Genomic DNA, 24,060 nt, shown 5'->3' with positions numbered 1-24,060 from the left:
CAGGTCGCCTAACGCAGCACCCCCTCCAGGAAGTCGCTGCCCAACCGCGCCACCACGGTCATGTCCAGCTGGTGCAGCACGTACCGGCCGCGCCGCCGGGTGGTGATCAGCCCGGCCTTCTTCAGGACGGTCAGGTGCCGGGACACCTCGGGGGCGGTGATGTTCAGCGCGTCCGTCAGCTCGACCGTGGTGTACGGGGTGCGTCCGAGGAAACGGCACAGCTGCATGCGCAGCGGATGCGAGAGGGCGTCCATCCGCCGTTGCAGTAGCTCCAGCGACGCGGGTGAGGCCGGCTCGGGGGAGCCCACCGGGTAGTGGATCACCGGCCGCCAGTTCCGGGCGTACAGCACCCACAGGTGCGGCCAGCCGAACGCGGACGGGATCAGCGTCAGGCCCGCCCCCGCCCCCGCCTCCGTGCCCACCGCGCTGGTGTGGCCCACCGAGAGCTTGTCGACCTCGATGCGGCGCGCGTCCTCGTCCAGGGTGACGGCGGAGGACACCGCCCCCAGAGCGGCGGCCGGACCGCGGCGGTGCAGGAGGTCGGTCTTCTGCCGTGCCTCGGCGGCGAGTTGCATACGGACCCGCTGCCAGGTGTCCCGGAAGAACGCGTCGTCGCAGTCCTCGAAGAGTCGCCGCAGCCACACCCGCACGGACCCGGGATCCGCCAGCAGCCGGTCGGTGAACTCCAGCGGCTTGGGCCCGCGCGCCGCCGCCATGTCCCGAGCCCGGGAGCGGAGTTCCGCGTTCACCAGCGGCGAGGGGCCGCCCGTTGAGTACGTACTGGAGCAGGTGAACTCCAGGGCCGCCGACACGAACGTCTCGTCCTCCAGCCGGTCCAGCTGGTCCAGGTCCTCCGCGAGCGACGTCCCCGGCACACGCGCGTGGCCCCTGACCCCGGCGAACGGCATGAACACGTCGGAGAACGTCGTCCGCCACAGGAAGTCCGCCTCGGTCAGCCGGTCCGCGAGGTCCGGCTTCAGCGAGGCGGCGGTCGCCGTCGCCCAGCCGTGCTGCGCCGGATGGTGTCCCGGCTCCGACAGCGTGTGCAAAGCCATGCCCAGCTCCGCCAGGGGCGAGATCGCGAAGTCGATCCGCTCGGGCGGGAGTCCGGTGATGTCGATGGTCACGCTCATGCCCTCATGGTGCACGCCACCACTGACAACCGGGCCGCCGATTGACGCCGTCCGTCAATCCGGCCGGCCCCGATTGACGGCTTCGGCCAATCCGCTCGGCCTCCGGGTCCCGGGCGGCGCAGCGTGAGGCCATGACCGCATCGCAGCAGCACCTCCTCGACGCCCACCGCGCCGCCCGGCACGGCACCCGCACCCCGCCCGCCCCCGGCCGGCACGACTGGCAGGCCGTCCGCGAACTCGGCGAGGCCGCCCGCGACGAACTCCGCTTCCGCGCGGTGGTCGCGGGGCAGCCCGGCCGGTCGTTCCTCAGGGCCGCGCTCGCACGCCTCGCGACCCGGCTGCGCGAGACCCGGCCCGCCCGTACCGGCAGGACGTCCCGTACCGCCCGGCCGACCCGTACCGGCAGGACGCCCCGCGCCCGTACCGCGGACCGGAGCTAGGCGGTCCGGCCGATGAACCCGGCCACCGCCGCCACCACGTCCTCCGTCGTCGCGTCTCCATTCCCCACAGCCTGTGGACAGCCGTCCCGTGACAGGCACCCCTGTGGACAGGCTGTCGCGGGAGCCGCCCCGAGGACCGTCGCCCGCCCCGCCGCGCACCCCGAGAAGCCCCCGAAACCCTGGCGTAGCATGACGAGCAGTCGTCCGGTACCCCCTGCGGACTGGAACGGAAGGCCGTTTCCGCGTGAACGCATCGCCCCACCCCGAGCCCCCCTCGGCAGACCGCCCCGGGCCCAGTTCGGCCCGCGGTCCCGGGCTTCCCTCGGCCCACAGCCCCGGGCACCGCCCCGAAGCCCCCTCCGACGGCGGGCCCGGGAGCCGTCCGGAGCCCCCGTCCGCGTACCGCTCCGAGGGCGTCCCCGACCCCTCGGACCGTCCCGCCCGCCTCACCGTGGGCGTCGTCGGGGCCGGCCGGGTAGGGGTCGCCCTGGCAGCCGCCCTGCGTCAGGCGGGGCACCGTCCGGTCGCCGCGTCCGGCGTCTCCGACGCCTCGGTGCGCCGCGCCGCCGCACTGCTGCCCGGCGTTCCGCTGGTCGCGCCCGCCGAGGTGCTGGCCCGTGCGGAACTCGTTCTGCTCACCGTCCCGGACGACACCCTTCCGGGTCTCGTCGAGGGCCTCGCGGAGACCGGCGCGATCCGTCCCGGCCAGCTCGTCGTGCACACCTCCGGGCGGTACGGGACGGACGTCCTCGCCCCGGCCCTGCGCGCCGGAGCGCTCCCGCTGGCCCTGCACCCCGTGATGACCTTCACCGGCACCGCCGTGGACGTCCAGCGGCTCGCCGGCTGCTCCTTCGGGATCACCGCTCCCGAGGAGCTGCGGCTCGCCGCCCAGGCCCTGGTCATCGAGATGGGCGGCGAACCGGAGTGGATCGAGGAAGCGGCCCGCCCGCTCTACCACGCGGCCCTCGCCCTGGGCGCGAACCACCTGGTCACGCTGGTCGCCCAGGCCATGGAGCTGCTCCGCACGGCGGGCGTCGAGGCTCCCGACCGGATGCTCGGCCCCCTCCTGGGAGCCGCCCTGGACAACGCCCTGCGCTCCGGCGACGCCGCCCTCACCGGGCCGGTCGCCCGCGGGGACGCCGGAACCGTCGCCGCCCACGTCACGGAACTGCGTCAACACGCCCCGCAGGCCGTCGCGGGCTACCTCGCCATGGCCCGTACGACCGCCGACCGCGCCCTCGCCCACGGTCTGCTCAAGCCCGAGCTGGCGGAAGACCTGCTGGGCGTGCTCTCCGAGGGAGAACCGCGATGACAGCCCTGGTACGTACGGCCGCCGAACTCGCGGCCCTCACCCGCACCGGCGGGCGCTGCGTCGTCATGACGATGGGAGCGCTGCACGAGGGCCACGCCACCCTGATCCGCACGGCACGCGCCCGCGCGGGCTCGCAGGGGCAGGTGATCGTCACCGTCTTCGTCAACCCCCTCCAGTTCGGCGCGAACGAGGACCTCGACCGTTACCCCCGCACGCTCGAAGCGGACCTGCTGATCGCGAAGGAGGCGGGCGCGGACGCCGTGTTCGCCCCCGCCGCCGACGAGGTCTACCCGGGCGGCGAACCCCAGGTGCGCCTCGCGGCGGGCCCCATGGGACAGCGGCTCGAAGGCGCCACCCGCCCCGGCCACTTCGACGGCATGCTCACCGTCGTCGCCAAGCTGCTCCACCTCACCGCCCCCGACCTGGCCTTCTACGGCCAGAAGGACGCACAGCAGCTCGCCCTGATCCGGCGCATGGTCCGCGACCTCGACTTCCCCGTCGAGATCGTCGGCGTCCCCACCGTCCGCGAGGACGACGGCCTGGCCCTCTCCAGCCGCAACCGCTACCTCTCGCCCGCCGAGCGCCGTACCGCCCTCGCGCTGTCGGCCGCCCTGTTCGCGGGCCGCGACCGGCTCGCCGCCCAGCAGGCCCTGCACGCGCGCGTACAGGCCCAGGGGGAGCACGCGCCCCCGCGCGCGCGTGGCGGCGCCCTGGCCGCGCTCGGCGCCGAGCGCGAGTCCGCCGACGCGCACGCCGTGGAGCGCGCCGCGCAGCCCGCCCCCGCCGCCGTACGGGAGGCCGCCCGCACCGTTCTGTCCGAGGCGGCGAAGCAGGAACCCCCGCTCGTGCTCGACTACCTGGCGCTGGTGGACCCGCACGACTTCACCGAGGTCCCCGACGACCACGTCGGCGAGGCGGTCCTCGCCGTCGCCGCGAAGGTCGGCGCGACCCGTCTGATCGACAACCTCCCGCTGACCTTCGGCCCCGCCGGGGCCGACACGCAGCGCCCCCAAGGAGCAGCACAGTGACCGGCATACGCCTCACCGCCCCCGCCCCCGGCTGGGCGATCGACGCCGACGTCGTGGTCGTCGGCTCCGGCGTGGCCGGCCTGACCGCCGCCCTGCGCTGCACCGCCGCGGGACTGCGCACCGTCGTCGTCACCAAGGCCCGGCTGGACGACGGCTCCACCCGCTGGGCGCAGGGCGGCATCGCCGCCGCCCTCGGCGAGGGCGACACCCCCGAACAGCACCTCGACGACACCCTCGTCGCCGGCGCGGGCCTCTGCGACGAGGAAGCGGTGCGCACCCTGGTCACCGAGGGCCCGGACGCCGTACGGCGCCTGATCGCCACCGGCGCGCACTTCGACACCGACCCGGAGAGCGGCGTCATCGAGCTGACCCGCGAGGGCGGCCACCACCGCCGCCGCATCGCGCACGCGGGCGGCGACGCGACCGGCGCGGAGATCTCCCGCGCCCTGGTCGAAGCGGTCCGCGACCGGGCCGTCCGCACGATCGAGAACGCCCTGGTCCTCGACCTCCTCAAGGACGCGCGGGGACACACCGCCGGCGTCACCCTGCACGTCATGGGCGAGGGCCAGCACGACGGCGTCGGCGCGGTCAACGCCCCCGCCGTGGTCCTCGCCACCGGCGGCATGGGCCAGGTCTTCTCCGCCACCACCAACCCGGCCGTCTCCACGGGCGACGGCGTCGCCCTCGCGCTGCGCGCCGGGGCGGAGGTCTCCGACCTCGAATTCGTCCAGTTCCACCCGACCGTGCTGTTCCTGGGCGCGGGCGCGGAGGGCCAGCAGCCGCTGGTCTCCGAGGCGGTCCGGGGAGAGGGCGCGCACCTGGTGGACGGCGACGGCGTGCGCTTCATGCTCGGGCAGCACGAACTCGCCGAACTGGCCCCCCGGGACATCGTCGCCAAGGCGATCATGCGCCGCATGCAGGAGCAGGGCGCCGCCCACATGTACCTGGACGCGCGCCACTTCGGCCGCGAGATGTGGGAGAACCGCTTCCCGACCATCCTGGCCGCCTGCCGCGCCCACGGCATCGACCCGGTGACCGAGCCGGTTCCGGTCGCCCCGGCCGCCCACTACGCCTCCGGCGGCGTCCGTACCGACCTGCACGGCCGCACCACGGTGCCCGGCCTGTACGCGTGCGGCGAGGTCGCCTGCACCGGCGTCCACGGCGCGAACCGGCTCGCCTCCAACTCCCTCCTGGAGGGCCTGGTCTTCGCCGAGCGCATCGCCGAGGACGTCTCGGCCGCGGACCTCCCCGTCCCGGGGGCCCCGACCGGGCCCGACACCGTCCTCCCGCTCGTCGCCCCGGAGGCCCGGCACGGCATCCAGCACACGATGTCGCAGGGCGCGGGCGTCCTGCGCTCGGCCGGCAGCCTGCGCGCGGCGGCGGACGCACTGGAGGCCGTGCAGCGCGACGCGGCGCACGACCCGGACGGCCGCGCCAAGTCCGCCGAGCCGGGCGTCGACGCCTGGGAGACGACCAACCTCCTGTGCGTCTCGCGCGTGCTGGTCGCCGCCGCCCTGGAACGCGAGGAGACCCGCGGCTGCCACTGGCGCGAGGACCGCCCGGACCGCGACGACGCCGACTGGCGGCGCCACCTGGTGGTACGGCTGACCCCCGACCGCCGCCCGGTCGTCCACCGTACGGAGAGCGCCGCCTTCCCGCCCGTACAGCGGCAGCCCGTGCAGCAGCCCTCCGTACAGCAGCAGTCCCCCGTACCGGAAGCACCCGCATCCCTCCCGAAGGAGCAGCACCAGTGAGCACCCCCGAGAATCCCCGGCTCCTCCCGCAGGCCGACACGGGTGGCGGCTGCGGCGACGCCTGCGGCTGCTCCGCCGGAACGGAACCCCGGGACGGCGGGGCGGACGACGCGTACGAACTCGCCGACTGCGGCCTCGACCCCGACCTCGCCCAGCTCCTCCTCGACTGCGGCCTGGACCCGATCGAGGTCGAGGACATCGCCAACGTCGCCCTCGCCGAGGACCTCGCCCACGGCGTCGACGTGACGACCGTCGCGACGGTCCCCGAGGAGGCCGTGGCCACCGGCGACTTCACCGCCCGCGAAGCCGGCACCGTCGCGGGCCTGCGCATCGCCGAGACGGTCCTGTCGATCGTCTGCACGGAGGAGTTCGAGGTCGAGCGGCACGTCGAGGACGGCGACCGCGTCGAAGCCGGCCAGAAGCTCCTCACCGTCACCACCCGCACCCGTGACCTGCTCACCGGCGAGCGCAGCGCCCTCAACCTGCTGTGCCGCCTGTCGGGCATCGCCACCGCCACGCGCGCGTGGGCGGACGTGCTGGACGGCACCAAAGCCAAGGTCCGCGACACCCGCAAGACCACGCCCGGCCTGCGCTCCCTGGAGAAGTTCGCGGTCCGCTGCGGAGGCGGCGTCAACCACCGCATGTCGCTGTCCGACGCCGCCCTGGTCAAGGACAACCACGTGGTGGCGGCCGGGGGCGTGGCCCAGGCGTTCACGCTCGTACGCGAGAACTTCCCCGATGTCCCCATCGAGGTCGAGGTCGACACCCTCGCCCAGGTCACCGAAGTCCTGGACGCGGGCGCCGACCTGATCCTGCTGGACAACTTCACCCCCGAGCAGACCGCCGAGGCGGTCGCCCTCGTCGACGGCCGCGCCGTGCTGGAGTCCTCCGGCCGCCTCACCCTGGCCACGGCACGCGCGTACGCGGAGACCGGCGTCGACTTCCTCGCGGTGGGCGCCCTCACCCACTCCTCGCCGATCCTCGACATCGGCCTCGACCTGCGTGAGGCCGGGAGCACCCGGGGCGAGGAGAAGTAGGCATGCTCCTCACCATCGACGTCGGCAACACGCACACCGTCCTCGGCCTGTTCGACGGCGAGGAGATCGTCGAGCACTGGCGCATCTCCACCGACGCCCGCCGCACCGCCGACGAACTCGCCGTGCTCCTCCAGGGACTGATGGGCATGCACCCCATGCTCGGCAACGAGCTGGGCGACGGCATCGAGGGCATCGCGATCTGCGCCACCGTCCCCTCGGTCCTGCACGAGCTGCGCGAGGTCACCCGCCGCTACTACGGCGACGTCCCCTCCGTCCTCGTCGAGCCAGGGGTGAAGACCGGCGTGCCGATCCTCATGGACAACCCCAAGGAGGTGGGCGCCGACCGCATCATCAACGCGGTCGCCGCCGTCGAGCTGTACGGGGGCCCCGCGGTCGTCGTGGACTTCGGCACCGCCACCACCTTCGACGCGGTCTCCGCACGCGGCGAGTACGTGGGCGGCGTCATCGCCCCCGGCATCGAGATCTCCGTCGACGCCCTCGGCGTCAAGGGCGCCCAGCTCCGCAAGATCGAACTGGCCCGCCCGCGCAGCGTCATCGGCAAGAACACCGTGGAGGCGATGCAGTCGGGCATCGTGTACGGCTTCGCCGGCCAGGTCGACGGAGTCGTCGCCCGGATGGCCCGCGAGCTCTCCCCGGCGGACCCCGACGACGTCACCGTCATCGCCACCGGCGGCCTCGCCCCGATCATCCTCGGCGAGTCCTCGGCGATCGACGAGCACGAACCGTGGCTCACGCTGATCGGCCTGCGCCTGGTGTACGAACGCAACATCTCCCGCATGTGACAGCGCGACGCGTCCCGCAGGCGACAGCGCGTCGTCTCCCGCGGGGCGTGCCGCGACGTCCTCCGCAGGCGCACCGCGAAGACCCCCGCGGGCGCACCGCGCCGCCCCCTCCGGGTGAACCGTGATGCCGCCCGTGGGTGAACCGCTTCGCCCGACAGGGGCGGGCCCGCCCGGCCGAAAGTGCCGGGTGGTCCCGCCCCTGTGCCGTTCGCGCCCGTACCCGCACACGACGGCTCGGGCCGCCCGCGGGCCGCACCGGCGAGAGCACGCGGATTTGACGCGCCACCGAACACCCGTTAAGAGAAATTTGTCCGCTTAGCACTTAAAGTCACCACATGCCCACGCCATACGGTTCCCGCGGCGGCATGGCGTTCAGCGCAGACGAACTGCGTGTGCTGCGAAGCGCCCTCGCCCTCGCCCTCCATCCCGCCCCCCTCCCCGCCGACGAGGTACGGGAGTGCCTGCGCCTGGCCGAGTCGGTGGACGAGGCGATCCACGAGGCAGGGCGGCTGCGCGCCTTCCTGCTCGCGGACCTCGCCCGCTACCGGGTCGCCCTTCCCGGCTCCGCCGGCGGCTACCTGGAACTCCTCCAGGACGCCCTGGCGGCCGGCTACCGGCCCCTGCCCGACGACCTGGTCTCCCTGCGCTCCCTGCGCTCCCTGCCGCTCGCGGCGGCGCTGCTGGCCCGCTGCCAGGGCATCGCGGAGCGTTCCGTACGCGCGAGACTCGCCCATGCGACCTCGTACGCGACCGCCGCAACGGCACCGGCCGCAACGGCACCAGCCGCATCAGCACCGGCCGCAACGGCGCCCGCCGCGCCGGCCCCGCGTACCCGGCTCACCGCACTGCCCGGTGGGCTCGCCGCCGATGCCAAGCCCTCCCGGCCGGCCGAGCCCGCCCCCAGGGAGCCCGTGCCCGCCGACAACCCGGCCCACGGCCGTCCGGTGCCGACCCCGGCCGAGGCGTTCCCGCCGCGCAAACGGCCCACGCCCCCGGGGGAGCGCCGGGAAGCGAGCTAGCTACTCTGGAGACATGGACTATGTCTCCGCGCTCCTGCCCCCGGTGGTGATGGCCGCCTTCTTCATCGCCCTCATCGTGACGATCGTCAAGACGCAGGGCGGTTCCAACAAGGCCAAGGAAGACGCCTACGTGGACGCCGTGGCCGCCGACGCCGCGCGGCGCACCGGCGACGCGTAGGGCATCCGGCCCGGCGGAATCGCCGGAACCAGGAGGGTGTGCGGATCAGCTGCTGCTGAGCCGCGCACCCTTTTTCTGCTGTCCAGGGCCCCGATAACCAGCCATTTCGCGATAACTCCCACTAAGGTGGCGCTGTGCCTCGCCGATTGGGAGAGCTGGAAGACGCCGTCATGACCCGCGTGTGGGAGTGGAACCGTCCGGTCACCGTCCGGGAAGTCCTCGAAGACCTTCAGAAGGACCGGTCCATCGCCTACACCACCGTCATGACCGTAATGGACAATCTCCATCAGAAGGGCTGGGTGCGAAGGGAAGTCGACGGCCGGGCCTATAGATATACCTCGGTCTCCACCCGTGCCGCCTACTCGGCCGCACTGATGAACGAAGCCTGGTCGACCAGTGACAACCCGGCCGCGGCCCTTGTCGCCTTCTTCGGCATGATGTCCGCCGAGCAGCGCGAGGCACTTCAGGACGCGATGCGGGTCGTGCAACTCCCCGGTGACGATGAGAAGACCTCCGGACGATAGCGTCCGGGCATGGCCCCAGATCGTATTGCGTCGGCAAAAGCCATCACCGTCCGGCGGGCGCGCACCAGTGATGTGCCCTCCGTCCGCGCTCTCGTGGACACCTACGCCCGCAGCCGCATCCTCCTCGACAAAGCGAACGTGACGCTTTACGAGGACATCCAGGAGTTCTGGGTCGCGGAACGCGACGAGGACGCCTCGGTGATCGGCTGCGGCGCCCTGCACATCATGTGGGAAGACCTCGCCGAAGTACGCACTCTCGCCGTCGACCCCGCCTTCAAGGGCGCCGGTGTCGGACATCAGGTCCTGGACAAACTCCTCCAGACCGCCCGCTGGATCGGGGTCCGGCGGGTATTCTGCCTGACCTTCGAAGTCGAGTTCTTCGCGAAGCACGGCTTCGTGGAGATCGGCGAGGCCCCGGTCGACGGAGATGTCTACAGCGAGCTGCTGCGATCCAATGACGAGGGCGTGGCGGAGTTCCTCGGTCTCGAACGAGTGAAGCCCAACACCTTGGGTAACAGTCGGATGCTTCTGCACCTCTGAAGCGACCTCCGCAGGACGGTAAGCCCGTGTATCCCTATGTCCGAAACGCGCACGTTTCCCGTGTTCTCGCGTCACTGAACCTCGGACAGGGGTTTGTGTTTTCCGTGGAAAAGCGGTTTCCTTTCCGCGTACTGCATTTTCGATGAAAGGAAATCCGGTGGCACAGAAGGTTCAGGTCCTTCTTGTTGACGACCTCGACGGCGTCGAGGCGAACGAGACGGTGACGTTCGCTCTGGACGGCAAGACCTATGAGATCGACCTCACCACCGCGAACGCGGAGAAGCTCCGCGGGCTGCTCGACCCGTACACCAGGAACGGCCGCCGCACCGGCGGACGTGCTGCTGGTCGCGGCAAGGCGCGCGCTGTTTCCGGTGGCAGCCAGAACACGGCCGAGATCCGTAAGTGGGCCAAGGAGAACGGCCACGACGTGAACGACCGCGGCCGCGTTCCGGCCTCGGTGCGCGAGGCCTACGAGAAGGCCAACGGCTGAGTCTGCCGTTCTTTTGGCAGTGCCGTATTCGTGCGGTCGATCTGCACGCCGTCGATGCGCACGTCGCCGGCCGAGTCGATCAACCGGGCCCGGTGGCATTCCGTCGCCGCCGCGGCCACCAGGCGCAGAAGATCGGGGGCGGCACCGCGGCCCCCGACGCCGGCGAAGGCCGGCAGTGTCTGCTCCTCCTCGTACCCCGGTGCGGGGGGCCGCAGCCAGACCGCGGCCCCGCCTGCCGGAACCGGACCGGACGCCGTCGTTCCGGGCGGGGCGGGGGCGGCGATCAGTCCTCCGGGGCCGGTCGCCCGCAGATCCAGCGGCACGGAACCCCACTCCAGCCACTCCAGCAGCGCGGGCACCTCTTCGGCGCTCCCCGGGGCGGTCAGCAGTCGCATCCGGTGCCCGCACAGCGCGACCGGGCCGGTGGGGCCGACGCGGCGCAGTACGGCATGCCCCGCGGCGACGGGCAGTTCCAGCACGTCGAACCGGAGACCGGTACGCAGCAGAACCGGTTCGCCGGGGGCGCTGACCGTGGCCCAGCCGAGTTCCTTCTCGTACCAGGCGGCCCACTGCGCGGTGCCACCGTCGGGCAGCGGCAGCCGGGGGTGCGGAAGGGTGAGGGCCATGCCCGGAGAAACTCCGGAAACGACGCCTGGTTACGCTGGGTCCCCGGATGGACGCGTTCCGTGGAGCTGCGGGGGGCGTGCGGGAGCTTCCGGCGGCGCAAGGATGTTCGCCCGTAGCTGAGGGAACCGGCGTGCGCCGCATGGAGTGTCAGTGCTTGCGGGTAAGACAGACCTAGTAAGGGCCCACTCCGGCAGCCATGCAGACAGGGGCGACACGCATACGAAGCAGTGCCACGTTCGCCATCGGCGTAGTGGCGATGGGGCTAACTGCTTGGCCTGCGGGAACATCGTCTCGCACCATCGAGTTGAAGTAGTTGTCGGCTGTTCAGGCCGGGAGGCAAGAACGGGTGTCGGCAGTTGGAATGAGCTGTCCCGCCCTGCGGGACTAGCATGCGGAAGGACAGGGAGGGGACCGACCCCTTAACTGCCCGACCGCTCTGAGGAGCGAATAACGATGTTCGAGAGGTTCACCGACCGCGCGCGGCGGGTTGTCGTCCTGGCTCAGGAAGAAGCCCGGATGCTCAACCACAACTACATCGGCACCGAGCACATCCTCCTGGGTCTGATCCACGAGGGTGAAGGTGTCGCCGCTAAGGCCCTGGAGAGCCTCGGCATTTCGCTTGAGGCGGTTCGCCAGCAGGTCGAGGAGATCATCGGTCAGGGCCAGCAGGCTCCGTCCGGCCACATTCCCTTCACCCCGCGTGCGAAGAAGGTCCTGGAGCTGTCGCTCCGAGAGGCCCTCCAGCTCGGCCACAACTACATCGGCACCGAGCACATCCTGCTCGGCCTGATTCGCGAGGGCGAGGGCGTCGCCGCCCAGGTCCTGGTGAAGCTGGGCGCCGATCTCAACCGGGTCCGGCAGCAGGTCATCCAGCTGCTCTCCGGTTACCAGGGCAAGGAGACCGCCGCTGCCGGCGGCCCTGCGGAAGGCACGCCTTCCACGTCCCTGGTGCTCGACCAGTTCGGCCGGAACCTCACCCAGGCCGCTCGTGAGTCCAAGCTCGACCCGGTCATCGGGCGCGAGAAGGAGATCGAGCGGGTCATGCAGGTGCTGTCCCGCCGGACCAAGAACAACCCGGTCCTCATCGGCGAGCCCGGCGTCGGCAAGACCGCCGTCGTCGAGGGACTGGCGCAGGCCATCGTCAAGGGCGAGGTGCCCGAGACCCTCAAGGACAAGCACCTCTACACCCTGGACCTCGGCGCGCTCGTCGCCGGTTCCCGCTACCGCGGTGACTTCGAGGAGCGGCTGAAGAAGGTCCTCAAGGAGATCCGCACCCGCGGCGACATCATCCTGTTCATCGACGAGCTGCACACGCTCGTCGGGGCGGGTGCCGCAGAGGGCGCGATCGACGCGGCTTCGATCCTGAAGCCGATGCTGGCCCGCGGTGAGCTCCAGACCATCGGTGCCACCACGCTCGACGAGTACCGCAAGCACCTGGAGAAGGACGCCGCTCTTGAGCGCCGCTTCCAGCCGATCCAGGTCGCGGAGCCGTCGCTGCCGCACACCATCGAGATCCTCAAGGGTCTGCGCGACCGGTACGAGGCCCACCACCGCGTCTCCATCACGGACGAGGCCCTCGTCCAGGCGGCGACGCTGGCGGACCGCTACATCTCGGACCGCTTCCTTCCGGACAAGGCGATCGACCTGATCGACGAGGCCGGATCCCGGATGCGCATCCGTCGGATGACCGCGCCGCCGGACCTCCGCGAATTCGACGAGAAGATCGCGAACGTCCGCAGGGACAAGGAGTCGGCGATCGACTCGCAGGACTTCGAGAAGGCCGCCTCCCTGCGCGACAAGGAGAAGCAGCTCCTCGCCGCGAAGGCCAAGCGGGAGAAGGAGTGGAAGGCCGGCGACATGGACGTCGTCGCCGAGGTCGACGGCGAGCTGATCGCCGAGGTCCTGGCGACCGCGACCGGCATCCCGGTCTTCAAGCTGACCGAGGAGGAGTCCTCGCGGCTGCTCCGCATGGAGGACGAGCTGCACAAGCGCGTCATCGGTCAGAAGGACGCCATCAAGGCCCTCTCGCAGGCGATCCGCCGTACGCGTGCGGGCCTGAAGGACCCGAAGCGCCCCGGTGGCTCGTTCATCTTCGCCGGTCCTTCCGGTGTCGGTAAGACCGAGCTGTCCAAGACGCTGGCGGAGTTCCTCTTCGGCGACGAGGACGCACTGATCTCCCTCGACATGTCGGAGTTCAGCGAGAAGCACACGGTCTCGCGTCTCTTCGGTTCGCCCCCCGGCTACGTGGGCTACGAAGAGGGCGGCCAGCTGACGGAGAAGGTGCGGCGCAAGCCGTTCTCCGTGGTCCTCTTCGACGAGGTCGAGAAGGCGCACCCGGACATCTTCAACTCCCTGCTCCAGATCCTGGAGGACGGTCGTCTGACCGACTCCCAGGGCCGGGTCGTGGACTTCAAGAACACGGTCATCATCATGACGACCAACCTGGGTACGCGGGACATCTCGAAGGGCTTCAACCTGGGCTTCGCGGCCCAGGGCGACGTCAAGACCAACTACGAGCGGATGAAGGTCAAGGTCAACGAAGAGCTCAAGCAGCACTTCAGGCCCGAGTTCCTCAACCGTGTCGACGACACGGTGGTCTTCCACCAGCTGACCGAGGAAGACATCATCCAGATCGTCGACCTCATGGTCGACAAGGTGGACGAGCGTCTCAAGGACCGCGACATGGGCATCGAGCTGAGCTCGGAGGCCAAGTCGCTGCTCGCCAAGAAGGGCTACGACCCCGTGATGGGCGCCCGGCCGCTGCGCCGGACGATCCAGCGCGAGATCGAGGACATCCTCTCCGAGAAGATCCTCTTCGGTGAGCTGCGCCCCGGTCACATCGTGGTCGTCGGCACCGAGGGCGAGGGCGACGCGAAGGCCTTCACCTTCCGCGGCGAGGAGAAGGCGGCACTGCCGGACGTCCCGCCGATCGAGTCGGCCGCGGGCGGCAACGCCGGGCCGAACATGACGAAGGACGCGTGACGCTCGGCGCCTGCGCCGAGGTGAGCGTGTGAGGGGCCCCGGAAACCGAAAGGTTTCCGGGGCCCCTTTCCCATGAGGTGACGCACGGGGAACGCTGCGGCCGATGACGCCGCCCGGCTCTGGGCCGCGGCGTCACGCGTGCACGATCCGTACCACCGTCACCACCAGCACCGCCGCGCTCACGTAGTAGACGACCACGGCCCCTCCCGCGACCCCCTGTCGGCGGTCCTTCTCGCCCTTGACGTCGCGCGTTCCCTGGCCGTAGGGGTCGCGGGCCAGGGCGCGCATGGAGTGTTCGAAACGGCAGCGGAGGTCCGGGTGCATCGCGTGCCGGGCGATCTCGGCGGCCGGGGCGTACTGGATGCGCAGGCGCGTCATGAAACTTCCGGGGCGGGTCGGGGTTCGTCGCCCGAGGCTGCCACGCAGTCCGAGAAGTCACCGGACGCCAGGCGGGCGAAGACCGCTTCGTCCTCCGCGGCGGCCTCCGTCGGGGCGAGTGCCCAGCGGGCCAGCACCAGGGGAAGGTCCAGGGCCGGGGTACGGGCCAGCTCGGCGTCCAGGTCGGCGGCCTGCGCGGCGGTGAGGGCGGCGCGGATGGTGGGCAGCGTCGCGGGCAGGTCGATCCGCCGTCCGCTGACGACGGTGTGCCAGGTGGGATGGGCGGGGAGGGCGGGGGCAGTGGAGCCGGCGGGGTCGCTGTCGCCGCTGTTCTTCGCACGGTTCTCGCCCATACGGCGCCCCTCCGGTCCGGCCAGCACTGTCCTGCACCCCCACGGTACGCCGACTCCCCTCATGCGGTTGAGAGTTGCGCACGAGGAATGGACGGGCGAGCGGAACGGCAACCAGTCGTCCGTACGAGTGGAGTCGGGGTGCCTGGTTGACGCGCTGCGGCCGAGGGGCACCCGTCCGGGCGCGCGGTGCGGGGGCGGCTGTTCGTGACAAGGCGCACAGGGGGGACCCCGCCTACTAGGGCTGGTAGTCGGGTTCGTCCGCCGTCCGGCGGTGCTTCCAGAGGGGCGCGGGGCGGCACCTCCGGCTCGGGCCGGAGGTCCGTCGGAACCTGCCGTCGTGGCTTCGGGGACGGGCGAGGTGGCGAGGCGGAGGGATGGTTTCACCGGGTTTCGGGGGGTACGGCAGGGCGGACACGAGGGCGTCAAGGCACCGTCTTCCGCGACCACGGCTACTACGCGGACTCGTACGTGGGGGTTTTGGGGCTCCGGGGAGCGGCGGGTTACCAAGGTGGAGCAAGCCCGGCGGGAACCCGCCGGGATCTTTCACGTCCGGAGGTCTTTCCCGCATGTCGAAGCGCGCCCATTCCCGGCGGATCCGCACCGCCCTCGTCGCCGCCGTGTTCGGTGCGACGGCCGTTGCCGGTTCCGGGAGCGCCGCCTTCGCCGCGGAGACCAGGACCGCCGCCCCCGTCGGCGCGTCCGCCTCCGCGCAGAAGGCCGTCCAGAAGAAGGCTGCCCGGAAGACGGTCGCCAAGAAGGCAGCCCGGACGAAGGCCGTCCACAAGAAGGCCGGGGCCAGGGCATGGGCCAGGCCCGTCCAGGGCTACGCGCTCTCCGCCACGTACGGCAAGGGCGGCGGCATGTGGGCCCAGAAGCACTCCGGCCAGGACTTCGCCGTCCCGGTAGGCACCGCGGTGAAGGCCGCCGGAGCAGGCGTCGTGGTCAAGGCGGGCCCGAACGGCGGCGGCGACGGCCCGGCGTACGGCAACGCGATCGTGGTGCGGCACGCGGACCGCACGTACTCCCAGTACGCGCACCTCTCGCGCCTCCAGGTCAAGCCCGGTCAGCGGGTCGCGGCCGGCCAGCGGATAGCCCTGTCCGGCAACACCGGGAACTCCTCCGGCCCGCATCTGCACTTCGAGATCCGCACCACCGCCCACTACGGCTCGTCGATCAACCCCGTCGCCTACCTGCGTTCGGTGGGCGTGCGCGTCTAGGACCCCGGTCCGGCCTGTGCCCGGCCCTCCGGGTCCTGCTGGGCCCGCGTGATCAGCTCGAAGGCGACTTCGAGGACGGCCTTGCGCTTCTCCTCGAAGTCGCCTTCGACGTCCTTGAGCGCGAACATGCCCGAGTGCAGGGTGAACAGCGCGCTCATGCACCTGACCTGGTCGATCAGCGGGGCGTCCGGCTCCTGCATCAACGCCATCATCTTGAGCATCCGCTCCTTGAAGCTGTCGCCGATGCTCAGCTCCCGCACGGTCCCCTGGTTCTCCTGCATGAAGCGGAACAGCGGGCCCGCGTTGCGCAGGGCGACGCTGTAGCGGGTCAGCAGCTCCTTCTTGGACTCCAGGGTGCGCGGCTCCCCCTGCCCCCATTCGATCAGCTCGTCCAGCGGGCGTGTCAGGTCCTCGAAGAGGCTGACCAGGATGTCTTCCTTGGTCTTGAAGTGGTAGTACAGGGCCGCCTTGGTGACCTCCAGCTCCTCGGCGATCTCGCGCAACGAGGTCTTCTCGTAGCCCTGCTCGGCGAACAGCTCCAGCGCCACGTCCTGGATGCGTCGGCGCGTGTCACCCCGGCGCGGCCGGCCGGTGCCGCTGGCGCTGCTGCTCATCCTCGTACTCCAAGCTTTGTTCAACTCGCCGATACTTACTTGACGACCGGCAAGTTAGCCGTCTACCTTCCCCGAGTGTAGCCAACTTGCCGGGCGGCAAGTAAGTAATCTGGGGAGCGGCACATGGGAAACACGGCATCGGCATCGGTGAGGCCGACCTCCGGGAAGCCACCGGAGCCGGAAAGGCCGGCGAAGCCGGAGAAGGCGCCGCCGCGGCAGCGCAGCGTGCGCGTCGTCCTGCTCGCGCTCATGATCGCGATGCTGCTCGCCATGCTCGACAACATGATCATCGGCACCGCCATGCCGACCATCGTCGGCGAACTGGGCGGCCTGGAGCACCTGTCCTGGGTGGTCACCGCGTACACCCTCACCACCGCCGCCTCCACTCCCCTCTGGGGCAAACTCGGCGACCTCTACGGCCGCAAGGGCATTTTCCTCACCGCGATCGTCGTCTTCGTCCTCGGCTCCGTGCTCAGCGGCATGGCCCAGGACATGGGACAGCTGATCGGCTTCCGCGCCTTGCAGGGCCTGGGAGCGGGCGGCCTGATGGTCGGCGTCATGGCGATCATCGGCGACCTGATCCCGCCGCGTGAGCGCGGCAAGTACCAGGGCATGATGGCCGGCGTGATGGCGCTCGCCATGATCGGCGGTCCGCTGGTCGGCGGCGTCCTCACCGACCACCTCGGCTGGCGCTGGTCCTTCTACATCAACGTCCCGCTCGGCGCGCTCGCCCTCGTGATGATCACCACGGTGCTGCACCTGCCGAAGAAGGAACCGCGCAAGGCACGGATCGACTACCTGGGCGCGAGCCTGCTGACCGTCGGCATCACCGCGATCGTGCTGGTCACGACCTGGGGCGGCAGCGAGTACGCCTGGGGCTCGCCGCAGATCCTGGGCCTGATGTCGCTGGGCCTCGTCGCCGTCGCCGCTTTCCTGTTCGTCGAGACGAAGGCAGCGGAGCCGATCATTCCGCTGCACATCTTCCGCAACCGGAACTTCGCCCTGATGTCGGTCATCGGCTTCATCGTCGGCTTCGTGATGTTCGGAGCGGTGCTCTACCTGCCGCTGTTCCAGCAGTCGGTGCAGGGCGCATCCGCCACCAACTCCGGGCTGCTCCTGCTGCCCATGCTGCTGTCGATGATGGTCGTCTCGCTGGTCGTCGGCCGGATCACCACCCACACCGGCAAGTACAAGCTGTTCCCGATCATCGGCGGCGCGCTGGTCACCGCCGGACTGTTCCTGCTCGCGCAGATGGACACCGGCACCGACCGCCTCACCTCCGGGATCTACATGGCGGTCCTCGGCGCGGGCATGGGCTTCCTGATGCAGATCACCATGCTCGTCGCGCAGAACAGCGTGGAACCCGCGGACATGGGTGTCGCCTCCTCGACCACGACCCTCTTCCGCACGCTCGGCAGCTCGTTCGGCGTCTCGGTGATGGGCGCGCTGTTCACCGCCCGGGTGACCGAGTCGATGACGGCCCACGGCGGGTCGGCCGACGGACTGCCGCAGGGGGCGGCGCTGGACGCGGCGAGCCTGGCGAAGCTGCCCGAACAGACGCGCGAGGCGTACCAGGTCGCCGTGGCCTCGGGCACGCACGGCGCGTTCCTGTTGGGCGCGGGGATCGCGCTGGTGGCGTTCGTCGCGGCGTTCTTCGTCAAGGAGGTCCTGCTCAAGGGTGCGGGCCCGAAGGACGTCCCGGCGGCGGTGGCCGAGTAGGCCGGGCGCCTACCTCTTGCGAGGCGGCAGGTCCGCCAGGTTGACGATCGGAAAGCTGCCGGTCGCGGTCGGCGCGTGTTCCGGCAGCCACAGGACGGCGATCGCCCCGCCGTCCTGCTGCGCGTTGCGGAAGGTGAGCCGCGCCCCGAGGACCTTGGCCTGACCTGCGGCGATGGTCAGGCCAAGGCCGTGCCCGTGGCCCGCCCGGTCGCTGGAACCCGTACGGAAGCGGCTCGGCCCCTCGCGCAGCAGGTCGGGCGGGAAGCCCTTGCCGTGGTCGCGGACCCGGACCACCCGGCCCTCGACCGCCACCTCGAACGGGGGCTTCCCGTGCTTGGCCGCGTTGCCGAGGAGGTTGCCGATGATGCGCTCCAGCCGGCGCGGGTCGGTGTTCACGTACGAGTCGTGAATGACGTGCACCACCGCCTCCGGGTAGAGCGACGCCACCCGGCGCGACACGAACTCGCCCAGCGGGAGTTCCTGCAGCTCCGCCCGCTCGGCGGCACTGTCGAGCCGTGCCACTTCGAGCACGTCCTCGACGAGGGTGCGCAGGGCCTGCGCACGGTCCCGCACCAGCTCGGTGGGTCGGCTCGGGGGAAGCAGTTCCGCGGCGGTGAGCAGGCCGGTGACCGGAGTGCGCAGCTCGTGCGCGATGTCGGCGGTGACGCGCCGCTCGGCCTCCACCCGCTCCTGGAGGGCGTCGGTCAGCGCGTCGACGGCATGGGCGAGGTCGTCGGTCTCGTCCCGTACGACACCGCCGATCGCGTCCAGCACCCGCACCTGCGTATTGCCCTGCGCCACATCGGTGGCGGCAGCCGCCGCCTTGCGCAGGCGGCGCGAGATGGAGCCGCCGATGAGGATGCCGAGGACCGTGCCACCGAGGACCACGGCGACCGACGCGATCACCAGCGAGCGGTCGAGGTTCGCGACGACGGCGGCGTTGTTGGGGAAACGGGTGTGCAGCGAGAGGACGTCGTCGCCGGGGTACGGCATGGCAGCCCACACCTCGGGCACCCCGTCCGCGTCCTCCTGGACGAAGGTGGCACGCCGGCCGCGGGCGAGCTTGGCGCGCAGTTCGGCGGGCAGGTCCGGGTCGTTGAGCTTGGAGCCGACCTTCGGGTCGCGGGACGACTCGTACAGCCGCTGCGCGAACTGGAGCCGCTCCAGTTGCAGGTCACGGGCGTTGTCGAGCATGGAAACCCGCGCGGAATTGTGCACCACGAGGCTGAGGGCCACGGCGATGAGCGCGCTGACCGCGGCGATCGCGACGCTGATCTTCCAGCGGATACCGGTGCGGAGCGGGAAGCGCCTCATGGCGTGCCCGGCGTTCTGCGTACCGGCAGGTTCGGCAGGCCCGGTCGGACCGGTCGGACCGGCAGGAACCGCAGGCCCGGTCGGACCGGCAGGATCGCCGGGGCCGGCAGGCGTCGCAGGCGCGGTCGGACCGGTAGGTTTCGCGGGTCCGACAGGCGCGGCAGGCACCGGGGGCAGGGGGCGTTCGTACGGCTGGCGGTCATGCTCATGCCCGTGCGGGTCAGCCTCTCAACTTGTAGCCGAAGCCGCGGACCGTCTCGATCCGGTCCTGGCCGATCTTCGTACGCAGCCGCTGGACGTGCACGTCCACCACCCGGGTGTCGCCGCCCCACCCGTAGTCCCACACCCGTTCCAGCAGTCGGTCGCGGGAGAGGACCGTGCCCGGGGCCGCGGAGAACTCCAGGAGCAGCCGCATCTCGGTCGGCGTCAGCGCCACCGGCTCGCCGCCCCTGCGCACCTCCATGCCCTCGGTGTCGACCTCCAGCTCACCGAAGGTCAGCAGCCCGCCGCCCTCGCCGCCCTGCACCGGTTCCAGCGCGCCGCCGCCCGACGCGTGGCCGAAGCGGCGCAGCACCGCGCGTATCCGGGCGACCAGCACCGACCCGTCGAACGGCTTCGTCACGTAGTCGTCGGCGCCCGCCTCCAGGCCCAGCACCACGTCGATCGAGTCGGCCCGCGCGGACAGCATGATCACCGGCACGGTCGACTCGTCACGGATGCGGCGGCACAGGCTCACCCCGTCCATCCCGGGCAGCATCACGTCGAGCAGCGCGATGTCGGGCTGTCGCGCGCGGAACGCCTCCAGGCCGGAGAGTCCGTCCGGCATCGCGGTCACGGTGAAACCGTCCCGCTCCAGCGCGAGCTGGGTCGCCTCACGGATCACGTCGTCGTCCTCGACGAACAGGACGTGGGTATCGGCCATGTGCTGCTCTCTGTTCTCTCAGTCCCTGGTCGCCGGGTCGGTCCTCGGCGCGATGTCCGGCGACACCGCGGACGTCCCGCCGGAGGAGCCGGCGGGAGTGTCGTTCGCGAAGCCCTCCGCCTTGCGCAGTGCGGCCTCCCGGTCGGCCTCCTCCTGCACCCGCGGTGCGGTGCTCGGCTCCTCGCCGCTCTGGTCGCCGTTGCCGACGGCCTTGCTGTAACTGTTCTCCACCCTGTCGTGCTCGGAGAACCGGTGCCCGGCCCAGCGGTACGTGACCACCACCTCGCCGGACGGGAACGCCACCGGGTCGCCCTTCTTGTACTCCGGCCGGGTCACCACCAGGTCGCCCCGGTCGATCTCCGCGTACACGGCGGGCTCCTCCGCCACGAAGACGTTCTTGTAGTGCCCATTGTCCTCACGGAACACGTAGGAGCCGATTCCGATGGCGTCGCCGCAGGTCAGAACGTTGACCACGATGTCGTCGGCGGTGTTGCCGGTGACCTTGCCGTACGAGGCGTCGACCGGGTAGATGTTCTTCACGCACGGCTTGAGGTCGGCCTTGACGGCCGCGCTGACCTTCGGGTCGTTCTTGAGGAGTTCGACGGGATCGACCCGGTCGGCGGGCGCGGGGGCGGCCGACGACGCGGCGGTCTGCGGTCCCGGGCTCACCTTCACGGCGACCGCCGCCGGACCCTCGTCGCGGGTGCCGGTGCCGCCGGCCCCGCAGGACACCACGGTGACCGCGAACAGGCCGACGGCGGCGAGCCCGGCCGCCGCCGTTCCGCTCGCCGCCATGATGCTTCTCGCCGACCTGACGTCATGGGGAGTCCTGACGTCCTGGGAAGCCCGGTCCCGGGAGGAATCGGGCTCTCCGGGGGCCCCGCCCCCGACGTCGCTTCCGCTGTCTAGGCCGCGCACCGCTCCTGCCCCCGTTCGCCCCGCACTCCGCGTACTGCACGCACTTCGTGCACCTCGTCACGTCCGCCGCCGTGACCGCGCTCCAGGGCCCGGAAGTCCAGGTCCCGGCTCTCCAGCTCCTGGCGGAGCCGGGCGAGCGCACGGTGCAGGGTGCTCTTGACGGTACCGGCAGACATGCCCAGCGCGGCAGCGGTCTCCTCGGTGCTCATCTGCTCCCAGTGCCGCAATACGACCACGCTGCGCTGCTTCGGCGCCAGCACACCGAGGATGTCCATGAGCAGGGCGCGGTCCGCGCGCTGCTCGGTGCCGTCCTCGACGCGGGCGTCGGGCAGCTGCTCGGTGGGCACCTCGTCCAGCTTCCGGGCCCGCCACCACTCCGTACGCGTATTGATCATGACACGGCGGAGGTAGGCGTCGGCCAGCGACTTGTCGGCGATGCCGTCCCAGCGGCCGTACGTGCGGGCCAGCGCGGTCTGGAGGAGGTCCTGCGCGTCCACCGGGTCCGGAACGAGACGACGGGCACTGCGCAGCAGGGCCTCCTGCCGCGTGCGTACGTACTCCTCGAATTCGAGCACCTCGCCGTGCGCCATTCGAACCGCCTCCGTCCCGTCCAGTGACAGCTGGTTGGTCGTCCAGCTGTGCGTCCCCTGTGTTCCCCTGTGCTCATGAAGCTACGGAGGGCTTGTCACGGGGCTGTGCGGGTGAGCGCTCGACGGACGCACGGCTGTCCATCGGTTGTGTAACGACGACTTCGGGGAAAGAGGTTTAAGCACGCGAAAGGCGTTTTGCCGGTACGCGGAGGCCCCTGCTCAGGACGTGCGAGCCCGTCCTCAGGTACGCGGAAGCCGGTACACACCGCCCTCCAGCGGCTCCACCAGTCCGTCCGCCACCAGCCCGTCCAGCGCCCGCGCCCGCTGCACCGGCTCGTGCCACACGGCGTCAAGGTCCTTCTGCGGCACGGGAGTCACCGCGTCCCGCAGCACGGCCAGCAGCCGCCCGCGCACCTGGCGGTCGGTCCCCGCGTACGTCTGGGTACGGCGGGCGGGACCCTGGTGCGGCGGCTTGCCCGCCCGTACCCAGGCGCACTGCGCGACGATCGGGCAGCGCCCGCACTCCGGGTTCTTCGACGTGCACACGAGCGCGCCGAGCTCCATCGAGGAGGCCGCCCAGCGGGCCGCCGTGGGCACGTCCTCGGGGAGCAGCGCACGCGCCAGCCTGCGTTCGGCGGCGGTGGTGGCGTTCGGCGGGTACTCGGTGCCGGACACCGCGCGCGCGATCACCCGCCGCACGTTCGTGTCGAGGACGGCGTACCGCTGCCCGTACGCGAAGGAGGCGACGGCCGCGGCCGTGTACTCGCCGATCCCGGGCAGGGCGAGCAGTTGCGAGTGCTCCCGCGGTACGTCGCCGCCGTGCCGTTCCGTTATGGCGGTGGCCGCGCCGTGCAGGCGCAGCGCGCGGCGCGGGTAGCCGAGCCGGCCCCAGGCGCGAACGGCCTCGCCGGACGGCTCGGCGGCCAGGTCGGCGGGGCGCGGCCAGCGGGCCATCCACTGTTCGTACACCGGCAGCACCCGGCTGACGGGCGTCTGCTGGAGCATGAACTCGCTGACCATCACCCCCCACGGGCCCGCTTCGGGGTGCCGCCAGGGCAGGTCACGGGCGTTGAGCTCGAACCAGGCGTTGACATGGGGGTGCAGGACGGGCAGCGCTTCGGCGGAAGCGGCTTCGGCGGCACCGGCGTCGGCGACGGCGCCTGTCTCGGGGCCGTTCTCGGTCTCGGCTTCGGGGGTCACGGTCTCGGGCGTGTACTCAGTGGTCGCAGTCATGGCACTTCCGATCCTGGCACGAAACGGTGTACGGACGGCCGAAGCGGGACACGGGGCGCTGCGTGCCCGACTGCCGCGCACCCGGTGCCGTCGCGTACGGGGACCTCACGTCAGGCTGCGCGAGCGGCGGCCCCCCGGGCCCGCGAACCACAGCAGCAGGCCGAGACTGCTCGCCCGCATCGACATGATCACGCCCTGCGCGACCCGTGCGCACCCCCACACCAGCAGCCCCGCGCCGATCGCGCCCAGCAGCAGACCGACACCCACGTCGTGCGGGTAGTGGACGCCGACGAACACCCGGGAGAACGCCATCAGCACGGCCATCGGGGCCACGAACACGGCCAGTCGCGGCCAGGCCAGCACCAGGCCGACGGCAGCGGCGCCGGCGATGGTGGAGTGGTTGCTGGGGAACGACCAGTCGCCGACGGCCGGGCACTCGATGAGCGGCCGCGCGGCCCGCGCGACGGCCCGGCACGGACGGTCCTCGTTGACGAACGACTTGAACAGCTCGCTGCACACGTACATCACCCCGGTCGCCAGCGGCGCGAGCACCGCGACCGCGACCGCCGCCGCACTGTCGCCGCGCGCCCGCCACCACACCAGCACGAACAGGGCCGCGAAGATCAGCAGTCCCAGCTCCGTCCATATCTCGGCCAGGTACTGGAACCAGCCGGGAGTGGAGTGCGCGAAGTTGAGGATGGCGCGATAGAGCGCGCTGCTGCTTTCCATGCCCCCAGACGTTACGGAATGGACGGGCGGCGTTCACAATCGCCTTCACCGGCTCCGCTGCGTGACGAAAGCGTGCCCTGTGCGCGACCGACGTGCGGTCCCTGGCGGTCCGTGGCCGCGGCTGCGAAATGATGATCCGCAAAAGATGCCGCGACAGCGGCGGGTGGGGCAGGAGTTGAGCCCTGATCTCTCGTAGAGTTCGGGCC

The 24,060-nt window shown here is 71.3% G+C and carries 25 protein-coding genes; 14 read left to right on the top strand and 11 right to left on the bottom strand.

Translation table 11 applies throughout. The annotated features are described in order from the left end of the window. Nucleotides 1-8: 8 nt before the first annotated feature. Entirely contained in the window at nucleotides 9-1,127 is a 1,119-nt protein-coding gene (locus ACQPZG_RS15440; RefSeq protein WP_433549421.1) for a DUF5937 family protein, read from the bottom strand. A 137-nt stretch (nucleotides 1,128-1,264) separates the two neighbouring features. Between ACQPZG_RS15440 and ACQPZG_RS15435 the strand changes: the two genes are divergently transcribed. From ACQPZG_RS15435 to ACQPZG_RS15385, 11 genes are all read left to right on the top strand, one after another. Further along, nucleotides 1,265-1,573, top strand: a complete 309-nt coding sequence (locus ACQPZG_RS15435; protein ID WP_433546339.1) for a hypothetical protein — start codon at nucleotides 1,265-1,267, stop codon at nucleotides 1,571-1,573. A gap of 451 nt (nucleotides 1,574-2,024) precedes the next feature. Then, a complete protein-coding gene (locus ACQPZG_RS15430; protein WP_433549420.1) occupies nucleotides 2,025-2,885 on the top strand; it encodes a Rossmann-like and DUF2520 domain-containing protein in 861 nt (286 codons plus the stop codon). Next, a complete protein-coding gene (gene panC, locus ACQPZG_RS15425; protein ID WP_433546338.1) occupies nucleotides 2,882-3,913 on the top strand; it encodes a pantoate--beta-alanine ligase in 1,032 nt (343 codons plus the stop codon). Before ACQPZG_RS15430 ends, panC begins: the two co-directional genes overlap by 4 nt. Beyond that, nucleotides 3,910-5,667, top strand: a complete 1,758-nt coding sequence (locus ACQPZG_RS15420; RefSeq protein WP_433546337.1) for an L-aspartate oxidase — start codon at nucleotides 3,910-3,912, stop codon at nucleotides 5,665-5,667. The genes panC and ACQPZG_RS15420 overlap by 4 nt, the downstream gene beginning before the upstream one ends. Further along, nucleotides 5,664-6,704 (top strand): carboxylating nicotinate-nucleotide diphosphorylase, encoded by a 1,041-nt coding sequence (nadC, locus tag ACQPZG_RS15415; protein ID WP_433546336.1) that lies wholly within the window; start codon nucleotides 5,664-5,666, stop codon nucleotides 6,702-6,704. The genes ACQPZG_RS15420 and nadC overlap by 4 nt, the downstream gene beginning before the upstream one ends. Nucleotides 6,705-6,706: 2 nt before the next feature. After that, entirely contained in the window at nucleotides 6,707-7,507 is an 801-nt protein-coding gene (locus ACQPZG_RS15410) for a type III pantothenate kinase (RefSeq protein ID WP_185033756.1), read from the top strand. Between the two features lie 365 nt (nucleotides 7,508-7,872). Next, nucleotides 7,873-8,526 (top strand): hypothetical protein, encoded by a 654-nt coding sequence (locus ACQPZG_RS15405; RefSeq protein ID WP_433549419.1) that lies wholly within the window; start codon nucleotides 7,873-7,875, stop codon nucleotides 8,524-8,526. A gap of 13 nt (nucleotides 8,527-8,539) precedes the next feature. After that, nucleotides 8,540-8,704, top strand: coding sequence for a hypothetical protein (locus tag ACQPZG_RS15400; RefSeq protein WP_433546335.1), 165 nt, complete (start codon nucleotides 8,540-8,542; stop codon nucleotides 8,702-8,704). Between the two features lie 134 nt (nucleotides 8,705-8,838). After that, nucleotides 8,839-9,228: a BlaI/MecI/CopY family transcriptional regulator gene (locus ACQPZG_RS15395; protein WP_433546334.1), complete on the top strand. Its 390-nt coding sequence runs from the start codon at nucleotides 8,839-8,841 to the stop codon at nucleotides 9,226-9,228. A 9-nt stretch (nucleotides 9,229-9,237) separates the two neighbouring features. After that, nucleotides 9,238-9,768 carry an amino-acid N-acetyltransferase gene (locus tag ACQPZG_RS15390; protein ID WP_185033749.1) on the top strand — a complete coding sequence of 177 codons (531 nt, stop codon included), beginning with the start codon at nucleotides 9,238-9,240 and terminating at the stop codon, nucleotides 9,766-9,768. Between the two features lie 157 nt (nucleotides 9,769-9,925). After that, complete coding sequence (locus ACQPZG_RS15385; protein WP_433546333.1) at nucleotides 9,926-10,258, top strand: histone-like nucleoid-structuring protein Lsr2; 333 nt, start codon at nucleotides 9,926-9,928, stop codon at nucleotides 10,256-10,258. Here ACQPZG_RS15385 and ACQPZG_RS15380 read toward each other — a convergent pair. Beyond that, the gene (locus tag ACQPZG_RS15380; protein ID WP_433546332.1) at nucleotides 10,237-10,884 is read right to left on the bottom strand and encodes an SCO3374 family protein; all 648 of its coding nucleotides are present in this window, start codon (nucleotides 10,882-10,884) and stop codon (nucleotides 10,237-10,239) included. The two genes, ACQPZG_RS15385 and ACQPZG_RS15380, sit on opposite strands and share 22 nt — an antisense overlap. Nucleotides 10,885-11,338: 454 nt before the next feature. Between ACQPZG_RS15380 and ACQPZG_RS15375 the strand changes: the two genes are divergently transcribed. After that, nucleotides 11,339-13,867: an ATP-dependent Clp protease ATP-binding subunit gene (locus tag ACQPZG_RS15375; protein WP_433546331.1), complete on the top strand. Its 2,529-nt coding sequence runs from the start codon at nucleotides 11,339-11,341 to the stop codon at nucleotides 13,865-13,867. 132 nt (nucleotides 13,868-13,999) lie between these two features. Here the strand turns inward: ACQPZG_RS15375 and ACQPZG_RS15370 are convergent, their stop codons facing one another. Both ACQPZG_RS15370 and ACQPZG_RS15365 read right to left on the bottom strand, forming a co-directional pair. After that, on the bottom strand, nucleotides 14,000-14,245 hold the full coding sequence (locus ACQPZG_RS15370; RefSeq protein WP_433546330.1) for a hypothetical protein: 246 nt from the start codon (nucleotides 14,243-14,245) through the stop codon (nucleotides 14,000-14,002). Next, a complete protein-coding gene (locus tag ACQPZG_RS15365; protein WP_433546329.1) occupies nucleotides 14,242-14,598 on the bottom strand; it encodes a hypothetical protein in 357 nt (118 codons plus the stop codon). The genes ACQPZG_RS15370 and ACQPZG_RS15365 overlap by 4 nt, the downstream gene beginning before the upstream one ends. 566 nt (nucleotides 14,599-15,164) lie before the next feature. On the opposite strand from ACQPZG_RS15365, the gene ACQPZG_RS15360 reads away from it, so the two are divergent. After that, nucleotides 15,165-15,815, top strand: a complete 651-nt coding sequence (locus tag ACQPZG_RS15360; protein WP_433546328.1) for a M23 family metallopeptidase — start codon at nucleotides 15,165-15,167, stop codon at nucleotides 15,813-15,815. On the opposite strand, the gene ACQPZG_RS15355 is transcribed toward ACQPZG_RS15360, so the two are convergent. Next, nucleotides 15,812-16,429, bottom strand: coding sequence for a TetR/AcrR family transcriptional regulator (locus ACQPZG_RS15355; protein ID WP_433546327.1), 618 nt, complete (start codon nucleotides 16,427-16,429; stop codon nucleotides 15,812-15,814). The genes ACQPZG_RS15360 and ACQPZG_RS15355 overlap by 4 nt on opposite strands. A 123-nt stretch (nucleotides 16,430-16,552) precedes the next feature. On the opposite strand from ACQPZG_RS15355, the gene ACQPZG_RS15350 reads away from it, so the two are divergent. Then, nucleotides 16,553-18,148, top strand: coding sequence for an MDR family MFS transporter (locus tag ACQPZG_RS15350; RefSeq protein WP_433546326.1), 1,596 nt, complete (start codon nucleotides 16,553-16,555; stop codon nucleotides 18,146-18,148). Between the two features lie 9 nt (nucleotides 18,149-18,157). Here ACQPZG_RS15350 and cseC read toward each other — a convergent pair whose 3' ends face one another. From cseC to ACQPZG_RS15320, 6 genes are all read right to left on the bottom strand, one after another. Then, the gene (gene cseC / locus ACQPZG_RS15345) at nucleotides 18,158-19,462 is read right to left on the bottom strand and encodes a two-component system sensor histidine kinase CseC (RefSeq protein ID WP_433546325.1); all 1,305 of its coding nucleotides are present in this window, start codon (nucleotides 19,460-19,462) and stop codon (nucleotides 18,158-18,160) included. A 220-nt stretch (nucleotides 19,463-19,682) separates the two neighbouring features. Continuing rightward, a complete protein-coding gene (cseB, locus tag ACQPZG_RS15340; protein WP_185036494.1) occupies nucleotides 19,683-20,384 on the bottom strand; it encodes a two-component system response regulator CseB in 702 nt (233 codons plus the stop codon). A gap of 18 nt (nucleotides 20,385-20,402) precedes the next feature. Continuing rightward, on the bottom strand, nucleotides 20,403-21,179 hold the full coding sequence (locus ACQPZG_RS15335; RefSeq protein ID WP_433546324.1) for a hypothetical protein: 777 nt from the start codon (nucleotides 21,177-21,179) through the stop codon (nucleotides 20,403-20,405). 110 nt (nucleotides 21,180-21,289) lie between these two features. Continuing rightward, nucleotides 21,290-21,892, bottom strand: coding sequence for a SigE family RNA polymerase sigma factor (locus tag ACQPZG_RS15330; protein WP_433546323.1), 603 nt, complete (start codon nucleotides 21,890-21,892; stop codon nucleotides 21,290-21,292). 240 nt (nucleotides 21,893-22,132) lie between these two features. Beyond that, nucleotides 22,133-23,125 (bottom strand): A/G-specific adenine glycosylase, encoded by a 993-nt coding sequence (locus ACQPZG_RS15325; protein ID WP_433546322.1) that lies wholly within the window; start codon nucleotides 23,123-23,125, stop codon nucleotides 22,133-22,135. A gap of 105 nt (nucleotides 23,126-23,230) precedes the next feature. Further along, nucleotides 23,231-23,854 (bottom strand): phosphatase PAP2 family protein, encoded by a 624-nt coding sequence (locus ACQPZG_RS15320; protein ID WP_433546321.1) that lies wholly within the window; start codon nucleotides 23,852-23,854, stop codon nucleotides 23,231-23,233. Nucleotides 23,855-24,060 lie beyond the last annotated feature (206 nt).

Origin of the sequence: Streptomyces sp. CA-294286 (genome assembly GCF_050947155.1) — a bacterium.
In the GTDB taxonomy this organism is placed as follows: Bacteria; Actinomycetota; Actinomycetes; order Streptomycetales; family Streptomycetaceae; genus Streptomyces.
This window is presented reverse-complemented; position numbering and strand designations above follow the sequence as displayed.